This window comes from Hyphomicrobium sp. 802 (genome assembly GCF_000526135.1).
Taxonomy (GTDB): domain Bacteria; phylum Pseudomonadota; class Alphaproteobacteria; order Rhizobiales; family Hyphomicrobiaceae; genus Hyphomicrobium_B.
This window is the reverse complement of record NZ_JAFM01000001.1, coordinates 3,732,217-3,745,889: the sequence shown is the minus strand read 5'-3', so window position 1 is coordinate 3,745,889 and position 13,673 is coordinate 3,732,217. Positions and strand designations below refer to the sequence as shown.

The window sequence follows — 13,673 nt, the reverse complement described above, 5'->3', positions numbered from 1 at the left end:
CATGCCTGCCATGCGATGGCAGAGGCTGCCAGATTATCGCTACTGTGTTTGCTGCATGCGGCGATAGACAATGGCGCCGACGCTAAGGAGAAGCGCGATCGCTGCGACGCTGCTGGCGGCATTGATTTCCGGAGCCGGGTGCGGACCTCCTGGATCGCCTGCACCGCCACCGCCGACGCAGTGCCAAATGACGATGAAACAATCGACCACAAATTGCATGGACGTCTCCTACGCAAACACATGTTGAAGCGACTAAAACGGGTGCCGTGCTCCATCAAGAACAACGTAAACAGGTGGTTAATGGCGCAGCGAAATTGTCCCATGATGGGAGGCTGGACGTCGCCTTCGCTTGTTGAAATCCGCCGCTGCATTGCACAAGAACTCGATCCGAAAGGGCCTGAATGGAAATTGGCGTAGACAGTTTTGCAGCAATCATGCCAGAGGCGGGGACCGCCGAGACTTTGTCTCCGGCCGACCGATTGGCGAATTTACTGGAAGAAATTGGAGTCGCGGATCGCGCAGGCCTCGATGTCTTCGGCATTGGTGAGCACCACCGTCCCGAATTTCTCGATTCGGCTCCCGGGATCATCCTTGCGGCCGCCGCATCTCGTACCAAATCGATACGACTGACCAGCGCCGTAACAGTGTTGAGCGCCGCCGACCCCGTTCGCGTGTTTCAGGAATTCGCCACGCTCGACCTGATATCGAAGGGACGCGCCGAACTCGTCGTCGGGCGCGGGTCCTTCGGCGAAGCCTATCCGCTCTTTGGGATGCGCTTTGAAGATTATGACGCTCTTTTTGCTGAGAAGATTGAGCTGCTCCTGAAGATACGGGAGAGCACAAATGTAAATTGGTCGGGAAAGTTTCGCCCGGCGCTTTCCGGCCAAGGCATCTATCCACGCCCCTATCAAGATGTGCTGCCCGTGTGGATCGGCGTTGGCGGTACGCCGAGATCGTTCACCCGCGCCGGTGAACTCGGTCTGCCGTTAATGGTCGCTATCATTGGTGGCGAGTTTCGTAGATTTCGCCCGCTCATCGATCTTTACCGCCAAGCCTATGCGCGCGCCGGCCATCCACAAGAACGTCTGCGTGTCGGCGTCCATGCGATGGGCTTCGTTGCGGATACTGTGGACCAAGCGAAAGACACCTTCTTTCCTGGCTGGGCGCGGATGTTCACGGACATCGGACGAGAGAGGGGCTGGTCGCCGGTTTCGCGCGCGCAGTTCGAGGCGATGTGTGGACCGGGCGGCGCTTTCCTGATTGGTGACCCCGCCACTGTCGCAAAGAAAATCGTGGAGGCGAGCGAGGCCCTCGGTGGTGTCGATCGTTTCACATTTCAAATGAGCTCTGCGTCAGCAGAATACGTTGCGATGAGGAAATCGATCGAGCTTCTCGGGACTAAAGTTGCGCCGGCGGTTCGTACCTTACTCGCGAAGCAAATGTGATTAAGCGTGGTCGCGATGGTGTGCCCGCGTTCGTTGAAGACAGTGAAAAAATGAAAGGAACGCCCTTTGATCAAAGTCAGCGTCATGTATCCGAACACGCCCAATGCCCGGTTTGACCACGACTATTATCGCGACAAGCACATGCCCATGGTCAAAGCAAAGATGGGCGATACCTGCAAATACTATACGGTTGATCGAGGGATTGCTGGTGCAGCTCCCGGTACGCCGCCCACCTACATCGGTATGTGCCACATTTTCTGTGACTCGGTAGAGGCGTTTCAGTCAGGCTTCGGGCCGCATGCGCGAGAAATCCTGGCGGATATTCCTAACTACACCGATCTCTCGCCGGTTCTGCAGATCAGCGAAGTCGAGGTTGGGTAAATAGCGCCAGCGGCGCGGGCTTTCGTCAGTAAGCGTCCTTGAAGACGTCCGAAAGCGAATTCGGAACCCACGGCTTGTTTGCCGGTGGCGGGGCTGGCGGCGGCGCCTTGGTCGCCGCTGGCGCAGCTGACGGCGGTGTCTGTACCGGCTGTGCAGACTGCGGCGGCGGCGCTCCAAGAAAAAACAAGATAGGCGGCGGCGGCAGATTGGGTTCCCCAGGAACGCCGGTCGGTTGTGGTGCCGCCGCCGCCGTCATCTGATTGTCCTGGGGTGATCGCCGTTTCTGCGCGACGGCTTTCTTCCGCTTTGTGGGCTTGTTCTGTTTTACTTTTGGGACCGCTGCGGCTGACGCGTCCTCATTCTCGTTCTCAGCGACGCTTGCCCGATTGCTTCTGTCAGTCATGACATCCGACATCGCGAGCTCGGCACGAAACGAGCCGTCTGGCGATCGAGGCAGGCCGCCAGCGACATAGGGCTGGCTATCGAATGGGAAACGCCACTTCGCGTCGTCATCGGCGGCGATTTGTGGAACCGCCATCCTGGTCGTCTCTTGCTCGCCGCCAACAGTTGGCGTTTCAGATTGCTCGGCCTCGGTTGAAATTTGGCCCGCGTCGCGATCGATCGGTAAAGGCGCGAGTGTCGGCAAAGGAGCCGGCGTCGCCGTCTGCATGCTGAGAGCGATGGCATTCGAGAGCAGCCGATCGCGAAGGTTCTGCGCAAAGGCGAGTCTTTGATCGAGGTCGAATGCCGGTGGTGGCGGCTCCAGTGCGACAGCTCTGGCGTTCTTTATTGGCTGTTGCGGACGGTCGAGCGTCGAAAGAAGAGCGAGCGAGACGAGGAATGCGGCGACCGCGAGCTTTGTAATTTGTTCTTTGACGCTGTCGCGCCGCCAAAAAGCGGGAAGATCATAAAGATGTGTGCGAAGGCCGGCGAGGTGAGCTTTGATTGCGTTGGCATACGGCGCCAGCGCTGCAGCCGATTGTGCATAAAGCAGCGCAAGCTTGGCGCGGAAATCACGCTCAGGTTCAGGCTCTTCCGTAAGCTCTGGAAAGCGCGTTGGATTGACGAGAAAGACCGGCAGATCGTTCGTGTGCACCTCAGTCGCACGCTCATTCTGATGCCGCAACAAACGCGTCTTACGCAATCGTCGCGCCGCAATCGCAATATCGTGAATATGCGTTTCGCCAACCACGATCGAGGCGTCCCCAGTTTGATATAAATGCTCAATTCGTGAACAAATTAGGAGAAAATTCGAGGCTCTCTCTTCAGCCTTAGACAGACGAATTCTCTTGCGCAGACGAAATATCGAACAAAGTTGATGGATCGTTTCTAAACGTCCGACAAAGATCGCCCACTGATTTGAAGCGCTGAATATCCTGCGTGTCTCAATCTTTGGTCGGGTATTTTTTTAGACCCCAAACAAGAGAAAGATCCCTCGGGGCCGAACAGGGAAATAGAAAAACGTACACAGATAGTATGTATTGCATGTATTTGTTTTGCGAGGCTCGATGCATCGACTTGGTAAATGCGGTCGGGTAGCAATGCTCACCAAATGCGATCTCGACGTATAGCGATAGCGGCGCAGCATATGCGCAGCGATAACTGGTAAATTGGTTAAAAAAATCGTTGACGCTGGGCGCGACGCTCTGCACAAGTGCATTTGCAGGCGCGGTTTGCGTTCCAGCGATTGAAACGGCCGATGCCAGTTTTCTCTGTCAGGTGAAGCGATTCACCCGCAGTTCGGTAGATTTTCCCCTTCACATTTCGAAGCCGTGCCAGCTTACCCGCTGGACGCGATTTTATGCGTGCGTTTCTCCCTCACACAAACATCGAAGAGACACCCGATTTCGCCAGCCGATCGAATGCCGCGTTTGCTCGTCCTCGAAGCGGGGCGCGCTGAACGCAACTATTGGTCCGACCTTTGGCATTATCGCGAGCTGTTCGCCATTCTGGCGTGGCGCGATATCGCGGTCAGATACAAGCAAACCGTCATCGGTATTGCTTGGGCGATCATTCGTCCACTTTCGACGATGATCGTTTTCACCGTTGTGTTTGGAAAGCTGGCAAAGCTGCCGAGCGACGGAGGCGTTCCCTATCCGATCCTCGTATTCGCCGGAATGCTGCCCTGGTTCTTGTTTTCGAGCGTGCTGAGCGAAGCATCGAACAGCTTGATCACAAGTGCGCACGTTATCAGCAAAGTCTATTTCCCGCGGATGATCGTTCCGGCTTCCGCCGGAGTCGTGGCAATCGTCGATTTTCTCGCTAACTTGACAATCCTGTTCTTGTTGATGGCTTGGTACGGCTATCTGCCGAATTGGCACATTATATTCCTACCGTTCTTCATGCTTTTTGCAGTTGCCGCGAGCCTCGGACCGGCGCTCCTGATTACGGCGCTCAACGTCAAATACCGAGATATGCGATACATCATTCCGTTCGTCATTCAATTCGGACTCTATGTATCGCCGGTCGGCTTCTCGAGTGAGGTGGTGCCCGAGAATATTCGCGTTTGGTACAGTCTCAATCCTGTGGTTGGAGTGATTGACGGCTTCCGATGGTGCCTTCTGGGCGATGCCAGCAGACTTTACCTCCCAGACCTGTCGGTAAGTCTCGGTGTTACCGTGCTCATGCTTTGGATCGGCATCAGATACTTCCGCCGGACCGAACGCTCATTCGCTGACCTCGTCTAAGATCGCAGGAAGAGCTTCCGAGATGAGTGATGTTGTCATCCGTGCCGAAGGCCTCTCAAAAAAATATCTGATCGGCCATCACCGACCGGAGCGCTACACGGCCCTGCGCGATGTCGCCGTAAAGGCCTTGAAGCATTGGGCGCGGACAGGAATGGATGTCGCGCGAGGGCGGCAGCTCGTTGCCGGTGATCAGGTCGAGGATTTCTGGGCGCTGAAAGACGTCTCTTTCGAACTGAAACGTGGCGACGTCGTCGGTATCGTCGGGCGCAACGGCGCGGGGAAATCGACACTGCTGAAAATCCTGTCGCGGATCACCGAGCCGAGTGCAGGAAGAGTTGAGATCCGAGGCCGCGTCGCAAGCCTCCTTGAGGTGGGAACGGGCTTTCATCTTGAGCTGACGGGGCGAGAAAATATCTATCTGAATGGCGCCATCCTTGGCATGAAACACGCCGAAATTCGCCGAAAGTTTGATGAAATCGTCGCCTTCTCGGAAGTTGAGAAGTTTCTCGACACACCGGTAAAGCGCTACTCCAGCGGTATGTACGTTCGTCTCGCATTCGCAGTCGCGGCGCACCTGGAGCCGGAAATTTTGGTGGTCGACGAAGTTCTCGCCGTCGGCGATGCCGAATTTCAGCAGAAGTGCCTCGGTAAGATGAAGCACGTAGCTGGACAAGGCCGCACCGTTCTCTTTGTCAGTCACAATCTCTTAGCGGTCAGGGCATTGTGCAATCGCGGCCTGCTGCTGGAAGGCGGCAAGATCACAACCGATGCATCAGTAGAAGTCGTCGCTCGGCGTTACATCAACGCCAGCAGCTTGGCTAACTCGATTTCTTTCACCGCAAACCTCTCGCATCCCTCGATTACTTCGATCATCGTGAACCGAGAGGCGCTCGTTGGCGGCGAATTGATTGTCGACATCAGCTTCATTTCGCCGCGACCGATCTCGAAGCCGGTCGGTGGCGTCATGCTTCGCGCCGACACGGGCGAGCCGCTTTGGGGCTCGGACAATCGCTTCCACGCGTCCAACGAAGTCACAAAGGGAATGACTTCGGGCACGCTCCGATGCCACGCGCGGGCATTGCCGCTCCGGTCCGGCACGTACCATCTGTCGGCGTCGCTAGCAGATTGGCATGAAGAACTCGACGCCAAGCAGGATGTTCTGAGCATTCAGCTTGGCGACGAAACAGCCGATGTTCTGCGTCCGTCGGCTTCAGCCGTGGGCCACGTCGAATGGCCCGCGACGTGGCAGTCCTATCAGGTTGAAGACGCATCGGCGGCTTAATCTATCTCCTGCGTCCGTGTGTCAGAGTGGGGCGGTCAGGTACAGCGAAACGCGCAGGCCGCCATGCGAGATTGGCCCAATCGGTTTCGAAAATGGCAGACCGGTCGATGTCGCGAGCGCCGCTTCGTTCGTAATGACGCCCACGCGCCAGCCGTTAAAGCGCGCCTTCAATGTCTCTCCCAGTGAGCGATACAAGGCGTGCAACTGTTTCTTATTGCCGATGCGGTCCCCGTACGGCGGATTGACGATAACGAGACCGGGTAGGCCGACTGGCGCTGCGAGATCGCTAATCGCCTGCTGACGAAATTCTGTGAACTCTGAAACGCCCGCACGCTGGGCGTTGGCGCGGCTCATGTTGATCGCCCCGGCATCGCGATCGCTACCGTAAAATTTCACCGTCGGCACTTTTGGCTTTCGCGCGTCGCGCAGTTTCTGCCACGTTGCGGCGTCGAAGTTTACCAGCTCTTCGAAGGCAAAATGACGTGTGCGTCCGGGCATTAGGGCCGCCGCGATTTCCGCTGCTTCGATGACGAACGTGCCCGATCCGCACATTGGATCGACAACGGGCTCACCTCCATCAAACCCGCAGAGTCGCAAGAACAGCGCCGCGAGCGTCTCGCGCATCGGCGCCTTGTTGACGGCCTGCTTATGTCCACGCTTGTGCAGAAGATCGCCTGAGGTGTCGACACCGATGGTGCAGAAATCGTTTTCGATCCGCGCTCTGATGCAAACGGCAGCATCGGGATCAAATGGCGCGCCGAGTTCCTCACGGATTGCGCGTTCGATGCGCTGTTCGGCAGCGCCCGAGTGGTAGATCTTCGAACTTTTGCATGAGGCTTCGACACGGAAAGGCCGGTCCCGGCGTAAGACGCTGCCCCACGCCACCTTACGCGCACGTTTATCAAGCTCAGAGAGATGCGAAGCCCTGAACGTCGCGATGCGTGCGATAATGCGCGTTGCGCCTCGGAGTTCGAGATTGGCGCGCCAGACGTCCGGCCAACCGCCCCGCAAGGTCACGCCGCCTGACGTGATTGCGGCCTTCTTGAAACCGTTCGCCCGCGCTTCGTCGCGCAGTGCGGCCTCAAGCCCAGGGGGGACGACAAGGAAAATTTCGAAATCGCTGTCAAACGCCGTCATGCGGTCTCATTATCCGGAAGCTGTGAGCGTATCGACATATTTTTGAGACCTCGGAAAGTTTTAGTACGATCATTGCGGGAAACAACGCCGGAGGGGGACTGGCAAAATCGCTGAGACCCCATAAATTCAGCATTAGCCGGCGGGCCTATCTCGACAAGGAGATGATTGGGATGAGCGACGTTTCGGAACAGATTTGCCACCTTGTGCGCCCCGACGATACCTATGACGGCAAGCAGGGTCTAACCTACTTCTGCGGCATCGCCGCTGAGACGGTAGGCTCGAAAAGCATTTGCATGCACTTGCTGACCATTCCGCCAGGCGGCCGGGCCAAGGCACACATGCATGCCAATCATGAGACGGCGATCTACGTTCTGGAGGGTGAAGCCATCGCCCTCTACGGCGATAAGCTTCAGTATCATGCCGTTACGAAAGCCGGTGACTTGTTCTACATCCCTGCGGGTGTTCCCCATCTTCCGATCAATCTGAGCAACAAGCCCATATCGGCTGTCATCGCTCGCACCGACCCGAATGAGCAGGAAAGCGTTGTGCTTCTGCCGGAGCTTGAAACGTATGCCGACGCGGCGATCGCCCGCCTCATGGAGACATCGCCAGCGGCCGAGTGAACCGGTAAGCCGATGGGCGGCTAAGCTTCGGGCCGTAACGGCGCCGGTGGGTGGCTCGGTTCTTTGTGAAAGTATTTGAGCGTAACATACGCGCCGATCCACGACCCGACGACGGCGAACGCGACATACACCCAATTGTTCGTATAGCTGATGACCGCGAACGACGACAGCATATACCAGATGCCGCTCCAGTTGGCCGCGGAAAGCGGCCGACGCGCGACCACGGACGACGTGAACATGACGTAGGCGGCGTCGGTCGCGGCCGTCGCAAGTAGAACCCCGGCGCCGATCCATAAATCGATAGTCATCGAAAACTCCATGCGAGCGAGGGAGGTTGGCTGGTCGCTTATACACCCGTTCAAGACAACGTTTTTGTTGGGAAGCGGCAAACGGATTGGAAATCGCGCGAGAGGCTTTGCGGATAAGCTTTATCGATTTGGCTACGATGGACGCGACGCTCTTCACCGCTATCGCAGGAACGTTGCTTGGTATCGGCTTCGGTCTGACAGTTCCACTCGTCAATCACATGACCGTTGAACACAGCTCTTAGGCGCAGCGCGGACAAAACCTCGCTTATCTTTCGGTCGCTATATTTCTCGGTCAGTTCTTATCGTCTTTTGTCGACGTGGTTGTCGGGTCCGCAGCCACAGCATTTCTCCTCGCTTCTGGTGCGGCGTTCGCTGCGGCCGTCGCGGCTACGACCAGCGGGATAGCGGAGCCGGCATGAGAATTTCAGCGGCGGCGACAACTTTCAATGATCATAAAAATACCGGCAGGGCGTGTGACGCACCTGCCGGTATCGGGCTTCCCAAAGTCATAGGCAATGAGAAGGCTGATGGCGTTAGTTGCCACCATACGAATTGCCGCCGAAAGCGCCGTGGACTGAGAGAGAGCTGTTATCAACGGGCGAAGCAACCGCTGCTGTGCTGATTGCCGAAACTGCAATGACGATTGCGAGTGCGATGGTCTTCATGATGATGTCTCCAGTGGGGGTGCTAAGAAGATTTTCGGATCGTGAGAGTAGCGCTCTCGGTGTTTCCGAAATTCAATTCGCAACGGCGCTGCGAAACGTTACCCGCGACAAACCGACCGCGTCAGCGCCGACCCGTGCTGATGGCGCGATGCGCTCCGCAAACCCGGCAAAAATTTAAAGCTCCTCGAAGGCCGACATTCGAAAGCGCGGGCTTGCGGTCCCGGACTTTGCTGTTGGCTCGCTCCATCCGGACGGCGCGCATGCGGTAAAGGCGGTTCGGCAGAAATACCGCCATAGCGATTCGCCTGCGCATCGGTAGTGATCACCGATCGCGTGAGGCCGAAGATCGGCAGCTACATCTGAACAGTTGGCGAAAATACACGACCACCTACAACCTATGGGCGAATGCCAGCTTTTGCCGCGGGAGAAAGCACCGCGCGTTTTGGGTGGGTGATGCACAGAAATGACGGTGCATAATCACTGTTGCGCGGAAGCCTCGTCAAATTTCAACATGGCGCGACAACGTGATAAAGTCACTTTATAAGGGTTCACCCGAAGTTGGCAAAAAGAGGATGACCGAGCGATATGAGCGGTCACACAAGAGACATGAACCCATCTAACCGTGGTCAGGAAACACCCGAAGTGCTTGCTACATATCGCAATCGTTCAACACGCTCACGTCTGTTTAAGTTTGCCCTGGTGTCGTCGATGTTGGCGCTCCCGTTCGTCTGGGGACCGCGCGCGGCCTTGGCTGATTCGGTAGAGGATGCCGCAGCGGTCTGTTCAGGCTGCCACGGCGAAGCCGGCGTTCCGATGGACAAGACGATACCGAACATCTGGGGCCAACGCCGCGAATACATCTTGAAGCAGCTTTCGGACTTCAAGGACGGCCACCGCAAGAACGACACGATGTCGGCAATCGTTGACTCTCTGACGAAGTCCGACATGGAAGCTCTCGCCACCTATTTCTCGGAAAAGAAATGGCCGAACCTCGGTCAGCCGGCTGCTTCCGGCAACATTAAAGACCAGGCGATCGACACCATCGTCCAGTTGAACTGCAAGGGCTGCCATCAGGAGCACTTCCAGGGTGACTATGTGCGACCGAGACTTGCCGGTCAGCAGGACGAGTACCTGCTGAAGACGATGACGGACTTCCATACCGGCGATCGTGCAAACTTCGCACCGATGGAAGCGCTGATGAGATCGCTGAGCGAAGATCAGCTGAAACCCGTAGCGGCCTACCTCGCTGGTTTGACCGAACCCGCGACAGTCGGACAGAAATAACACTTCGCCGATATAAGACTTAAGTGCCTCGGCGCTTAAAGAGAGATCCACATTGGGCTCGCCGCACGGCGGGCCCGATTGTTTTTTGGCGGCCGTTTTCGAGATGTTGCTATGTGACGTAGGTCAAGGGCCAGTCCAGTGATGATCGTACCTTGCGCGCCATCATTGATGGAAAGCCGAGTGGGTACACAGATGAAAGCTCTTGTTTACAAAGGCCCGGGCCTGAAGGCCGTCGAAGATCGTCCTATTCCCGAAGTACAAGCCGCAACCGACGCGGTCGTTAAGATCTCGAAAACTACGATTTGCGGCACGGATCTGCACATCCTGAAAGGCGATGTCCCGACTTGCACGCCCGGACGAATTCTCGGACATGAAGGCACGGGCGTCATCGAGAAAGTCGGCGCCGGCGTCACGTCCTTCAAACCGGGAGATCGCGTGCTGATTTCGTGCGTCTCAGCATGTGGCCGCTGCGAATATTGCCGCAAGGGAATGTATTCGCATTGCACGACGGGCGGCTGGATTCTCGGCAACTCTATCGATGGTACGCAGGCCGAGTACGTACGCATTCCGCATGCCGACACCAGCCTTTATCTGCTCCCCGAAGGCGTCGACGAAGAAGCATTGGTGATGCTCAGCGACATTCTTCCGACCGGGTTTGAATGCGGCGTTCTCAATGGCAAGGTCGCGCCGGGAAGCACGGTTGCGATTGTCGGCTCGGGTCCGATCGGAATGGCAGCGCTATTGACCGCGCAATTCTATGCACCAGCCGAGATCATCATGATTGACCCCGATAGCAAGCGGCTGGAAGTGGCCAAGCGTTTCGGCGCAACCAAAACGGTCGCCGCTACGGGAAGCAGTGCGACGGAAGCCGTCATGAAGTTCACCGGAGGACGCGGTGTCGATACGGCAATTGAGGCTGTCGGCATTCCAGCGTCTTTCGCGACCTGTGAGGATATCATCGCGCCGGGCGGGACGATTGCAAACGTCGGCGTTCACGGAACCAAGGTGGACCTTCACCTCGAACGCCTTTGGAGCCAGAACATCAGCATCACCACGCGTCTCGTCGACACCGTAACGACGCCGATGCTTCTCAAAACGGTGGAAGCAAAAAAAATAGATCCGACCAAACTCATCACACATCGTTTCAAGCTCGGTCAGATTCTGGACGCTTACGACACGTTTGGCCATGCTGCGCAAACGGGTGCCTTGAAGGTCATCATCGCCGCCTAACGGCATCTGAAAACAGTAGAAGCCACCAAGGATTAAAAAGGGCGCCTTAAGCGCCCTTTCCATTTTTATTATTTGCCGTTGTTCTCGTTATTATTCGGAGTGCGGTCCGAAGTACCTTCCGGTGTCTGCGCACCTCCCGCTCCTGGAGCACCGGCTCTCGTAGATCCGGGCAAGCGATCCGGTGACGCGTCTCCAGGCGTGCGGTCAGAGGTTTTTCCTTGCTCGCCTGTCGATGCACCACTCGATGCGCCAGTGTTCATGTTTAGGTCGGATTTCATTTTGCTCGACTGCTGGTCGGCGATTGCCGGTCCTGCCACCGCAGCAAACGCAATCGCACCGGCCAACACTGCTGAGACTTTCAAGTTCATATTCGTTTCTCCTCGAGGCTATTGTTTTGTTTGGCGGGCTTTCGCCTGCTATCGAGGAAGACTCTCGCGTGCCGTATGTTCCCGCAGTCGTGGTCAAAGTTTACCGCGGGAGGGAATGACTCGCGAATTTGTGATGATGCGCCCGGCGAGTATGGAAGCGGCGCGGATTACGCCGTCCGGAAGCTTATCAATTTCGATGCACACCGGAACTCTTTGCGCCAGTCGCACCCATGTGAAGATTGAATTGACCGTCGCCAGTCCCTGCGAGCCGGGCTGTGCGTTGGGAATGTTGATGCCGTGTGCCATTCCATGAACGCGGCCCTCGATGATCTGGCTATGACCCGGAGACCTCTGGTCACATCCGGCGGCAGGATGGAGTTTGCCGTGCGATTGCGAAATGCGGGGTTTCGGCCGTGCCCACTGATGGCTCGGGTCGGCCGCGCTTTGTTATTAGAATGCACGAGGGCGCGCAGGATCGGTCTGCTGATGGCGGTAGGCGCCGTGCATGTGGCAAGCCGATAGAGGACGGTTGCAATTGATTATGACGCGCGCCTGAGCGTATGTTGCCGTCCAGATGAGACGCATCCTCGCTCCCGAGTTTCGGGGCAAAATTTGTAGGTGCCTTGTCCTTCCCTCGCTGAGGGCGGGACCGAGCGTCTTGACCATATCCTTCACTGCTTTTGTCGCCGCTGAACGGGGATCGGATCGCCTGTTCGCAGCAGATTGCGCTGCCAAGCCAGCGATGGCGACAACATGCTGAACATTGACACCGCTTTACAAAGTGCCGGATGCACAAAGGAGTTCAACCAATGGATCTGTCTCGACGCGACATTCTGAAAGCCGGCGCTGCAGTCTCAGCCATCGCAGCGCTGCCGAGTTGGCCCGCGCGAGCCGAGTTCGCACCGCAAACCGGACAATGGCGCAAATTCGAATTATCGACACGGTTGGCGATTGAGAATGCCTTTGGCGTAACGCAGGCGTGGATTCCGCTTCCGACATTCTCCGAGCCGTCCTGGATCAAACCTGAGGGCAGTAGCTGGCGTACGAACGCCAAAAGCGCCGAAATCGTAAAAGATCCGAGATACGGTGCTGAGTTCCTGCACGTCGTGTGGAATGAGGGCGAGAAGGCCCCCTCCATCGAGGTGAGCAGCAAGGTTGCAACTCAGAACCGCGCCGTCGATCTCTCCAGGCCACTCGGAACGCAAACGCTATCGGACACTGAGCGTCATCTTTATTTGATGCCCACGGATCTCATCCCGACGGACGGCATCGTGAAGGAGACGTCCGATAAGATCGTGGCTGGCGCCAAAAGCGATACGGATAAGGCGCACGCAATCTATCAATGGGTCGTCGAAAACTGTTACCGTGACGCCAAAACCCGCGGATGCGGTATCGGCGATATCGCCAACATTCTCAAATCCGGAAATTTTGGTGGTAAGTGCGCAGATATTAATGCGCTGTTTGTCGGCCTCGCCCGCGCTGCGGGGCTGCCAGCCCGTGATCTTTATGGGCTGCGCGTGGCACCTTCGGCGTTCGGCTACAAAAGCCTCGGCGCCAAGAACGATATCGTTACCAAGGCTCAGCACTGTCGCGCCGAGGTCTTTCTTGCGGAATTTGGCTGGGTCCCCATGGATCCCGCTGACGTGCGCAAAGTCATGCTCGAGGAGCCACCGGGAAATCTACCGCTGACGGACGAAAAGGTCGCCGAAGCGCGCAAGACGCTGTTCGGCGCGTGGGAAGGGAACTGGCTCGCGTATAACACAGCCCATGATTTGGCGCTGCCGGGTTCAACCGGACCCAAGGTCGGCTTTCTGATGTATCCGGAGGCCGAAGTCGCAGGCGAGCGGCTCGATTGCCTGAACGCTGACACGTTCAAATATGTGATTACGGCGCGCGAACTCGCCGTTTAACGCAAAAATCGTCGATCGTCCGATGGTCTTGTCCGCTTCATCGTCTTGTGATGGAGCGGATGGGCATCGGCCGATTTTATCCATCAGTTTTTTGCAAATGCAGCGCCGACAACTTTCCCGGAACTCCAACATGTGCCGCGAGACAACCAAGCCCGTGCAGCCGCCGCAGCTCGCTGTTGCCAAAGGCATCATGGGCGACAATAGAAGAGGAGCGTCTATTGATCCCGACTATCTAATGACCAACGTCTTATCATTCGAAATCGGATTTTAATCAGTACGCAACGGTGATTTTCATTCTGTCCTAACGCAGCGCAGCGACGTATTCGTTTGACTATCGGCAAAAGCCACTAGAC

At 56.8% G+C, this 13,673-nt stretch carries 14 protein-coding genes; 8 read left to right on the top strand and 6 right to left on the bottom strand.

Features of this window, described 5'->3' with window-relative positions:
- Positions 1-39: 39 nt before the first annotated feature.
- Positions 40-219, bottom strand: coding sequence for a hypothetical protein (locus HYP802_RS0119120; RefSeq protein WP_013949325.1), 180 nt, complete (start codon positions 217-219; stop codon positions 40-42).
- A gap of 182 nt (positions 220-401) precedes the next feature.
- On the opposite strand from HYP802_RS0119120, the gene HYP802_RS0119115 reads away from it, so the two are divergent.
- Positions 402-1,445, top strand: a complete 1,044-nt coding sequence (locus HYP802_RS0119115; protein ID WP_013949324.1) for an LLM class flavin-dependent oxidoreductase — start codon at positions 402-404, stop codon at positions 1,443-1,445.
- A 66-nt stretch (positions 1,446-1,511) separates the two neighbouring features.
- Positions 1,512-1,826 carry an EthD family reductase gene (locus HYP802_RS0119110; protein ID WP_013949323.1) on the top strand — a complete coding sequence of 105 codons (315 nt, stop codon included), beginning with the start codon at positions 1,512-1,514 and terminating at the stop codon, positions 1,824-1,826.
- A gap of 25 nt (positions 1,827-1,851) precedes the next feature.
- Here HYP802_RS0119110 and HYP802_RS22600 read toward each other — a convergent pair whose 3' ends face one another.
- On the bottom strand, positions 1,852-3,018 hold the full coding sequence (locus tag HYP802_RS22600; protein ID WP_024276345.1) for a hypothetical protein: 1,167 nt from the start codon (positions 3,016-3,018) through the stop codon (positions 1,852-1,854).
- A 670-nt stretch (positions 3,019-3,688) separates the two neighbouring features.
- Between HYP802_RS22600 and HYP802_RS0119100 the strand changes: the two genes are divergently transcribed.
- Complete coding sequence (locus HYP802_RS0119100; RefSeq protein ID WP_013949320.1) at positions 3,689-4,513, top strand: ABC transporter permease; 825 nt, start codon at positions 3,689-3,691, stop codon at positions 4,511-4,513.
- Between the two features lie 22 nt (positions 4,514-4,535).
- A complete protein-coding gene (locus HYP802_RS23360; RefSeq protein WP_013949319.1) occupies positions 4,536-5,795 on the top strand; it encodes an ABC transporter ATP-binding protein in 1,260 nt (419 codons plus the stop codon).
- A gap of 21 nt (positions 5,796-5,816) precedes the next feature.
- On the opposite strand, the gene HYP802_RS0119090 is transcribed toward HYP802_RS23360, so the two are convergent.
- Positions 5,817-6,932, bottom strand: coding sequence for an RNA methyltransferase (locus tag HYP802_RS0119090; protein ID WP_013949318.1), 1,116 nt, complete (start codon positions 6,930-6,932; stop codon positions 5,817-5,819).
- Between the two features lie 170 nt (positions 6,933-7,102).
- Between HYP802_RS0119090 and HYP802_RS0119085 the strand changes: the two genes are divergently transcribed.
- A complete protein-coding gene (locus HYP802_RS0119085; protein WP_013949317.1) occupies positions 7,103-7,555 on the top strand; it encodes a cupin domain-containing protein in 453 nt (150 codons plus the stop codon).
- A 20-nt stretch (positions 7,556-7,575) separates the two neighbouring features.
- Here the strand turns inward: HYP802_RS0119085 and HYP802_RS0119080 are convergent, their stop codons facing one another.
- Positions 7,576-7,863, bottom strand: a complete 288-nt coding sequence (locus tag HYP802_RS0119080; protein ID WP_013949316.1) for a hypothetical protein — start codon at positions 7,861-7,863, stop codon at positions 7,576-7,578.
- Positions 7,864-8,396: 533 nt separating this feature from the next.
- A complete protein-coding gene (locus HYP802_RS24145; protein WP_256380088.1) occupies positions 8,397-8,528 on the bottom strand; it encodes a hypothetical protein in 132 nt (43 codons plus the stop codon).
- A gap of 747 nt (positions 8,529-9,275) precedes the next feature.
- Between HYP802_RS24145 and HYP802_RS0119065 the strand changes: the two genes are divergently transcribed.
- Positions 9,276-9,812, top strand: coding sequence for a c-type cytochrome (locus HYP802_RS0119065; RefSeq protein ID WP_244420915.1), 537 nt, complete (start codon positions 9,276-9,278; stop codon positions 9,810-9,812).
- Positions 9,813-10,004: 192 nt separating this feature from the next.
- Positions 10,005-11,042: a zinc-dependent alcohol dehydrogenase family protein gene (locus HYP802_RS0119060; RefSeq protein ID WP_024276343.1), complete on the top strand. Its 1,038-nt coding sequence runs from the start codon at positions 10,005-10,007 to the stop codon at positions 11,040-11,042.
- A 68-nt stretch (positions 11,043-11,110) separates the two neighbouring features.
- On the opposite strand, the gene HYP802_RS23730 is transcribed toward HYP802_RS0119060, so the two are convergent.
- A complete protein-coding gene (locus HYP802_RS23730) occupies positions 11,111-11,410 on the bottom strand; it encodes a hypothetical protein (RefSeq protein WP_013949311.1) in 300 nt (99 codons plus the stop codon).
- An 815-nt stretch (positions 11,411-12,225) separates the two neighbouring features.
- On the opposite strand from HYP802_RS23730, the gene HYP802_RS0119045 reads away from it, so the two are divergent.
- On the top strand, positions 12,226-13,320 hold the full coding sequence (locus HYP802_RS0119045; RefSeq protein ID WP_024276342.1) for a transglutaminase domain-containing protein: 1,095 nt from the start codon (positions 12,226-12,228) through the stop codon (positions 13,318-13,320).
- Positions 13,321-13,673 lie beyond the last annotated feature (353 nt).

What these genes read in the sequence shown, in the direction of transcription:
- HYP802_RS0119120 (WP_013949325.1), bottom strand. Translation starts at nt 219, where the DNA reads ATGCAATTTGTGGTCGATTGTTTCATCGTCATTTGGCACTGCGTCGGC.
- HYP802_RS0119115 (WP_013949324.1), top strand. Translation starts at nt 402, where the DNA reads ATGGAAATTGGCGTAGACAGTTTTGCAGCAATCATGCCAGAGGCGGGG.
- HYP802_RS0119100 (WP_013949320.1), top strand. Translation starts at nt 3,689, where the DNA reads ATGCCGCGTTTGCTCGTCCTCGAAGCGGGGCGCGCTGAACGCAACTAT.
- HYP802_RS23360 (WP_013949319.1), top strand. Translation starts at nt 4,536, where the DNA reads ATGAGTGATGTTGTCATCCGTGCCGAAGGCCTCTCAAAAAAATATCTG.
- HYP802_RS0119090 (WP_013949318.1), bottom strand. Translation starts at nt 6,932, where the DNA reads ATGACGGCGTTTGACAGCGATTTCGAAATTTTCCTTGTCGTCCCCCCT.
- HYP802_RS0119085 (WP_013949317.1), top strand. Translation starts at nt 7,103, where the DNA reads ATGAGCGACGTTTCGGAACAGATTTGCCACCTTGTGCGCCCCGACGAT.
- HYP802_RS0119080 (WP_013949316.1), bottom strand. Translation starts at nt 7,863, where the DNA reads ATGACTATCGATTTATGGATCGGCGCCGGGGTTCTACTTGCGACGGCC.
- HYP802_RS24145 (WP_256380088.1), bottom strand. Translation starts at nt 8,528, where the DNA reads ATGAAGACCATCGCACTCGCAATCGTCATTGCAGTTTCGGCAATCAGC.
- HYP802_RS0119060 (WP_024276343.1), top strand. Translation starts at nt 10,005, where the DNA reads ATGAAAGCTCTTGTTTACAAAGGCCCGGGCCTGAAGGCCGTCGAAGAT.
- HYP802_RS23730 (WP_013949311.1), bottom strand. Translation starts at nt 11,410, where the DNA reads ATGAACTTGAAAGTCTCAGCAGTGTTGGCCGGTGCGATTGCGTTTGCT.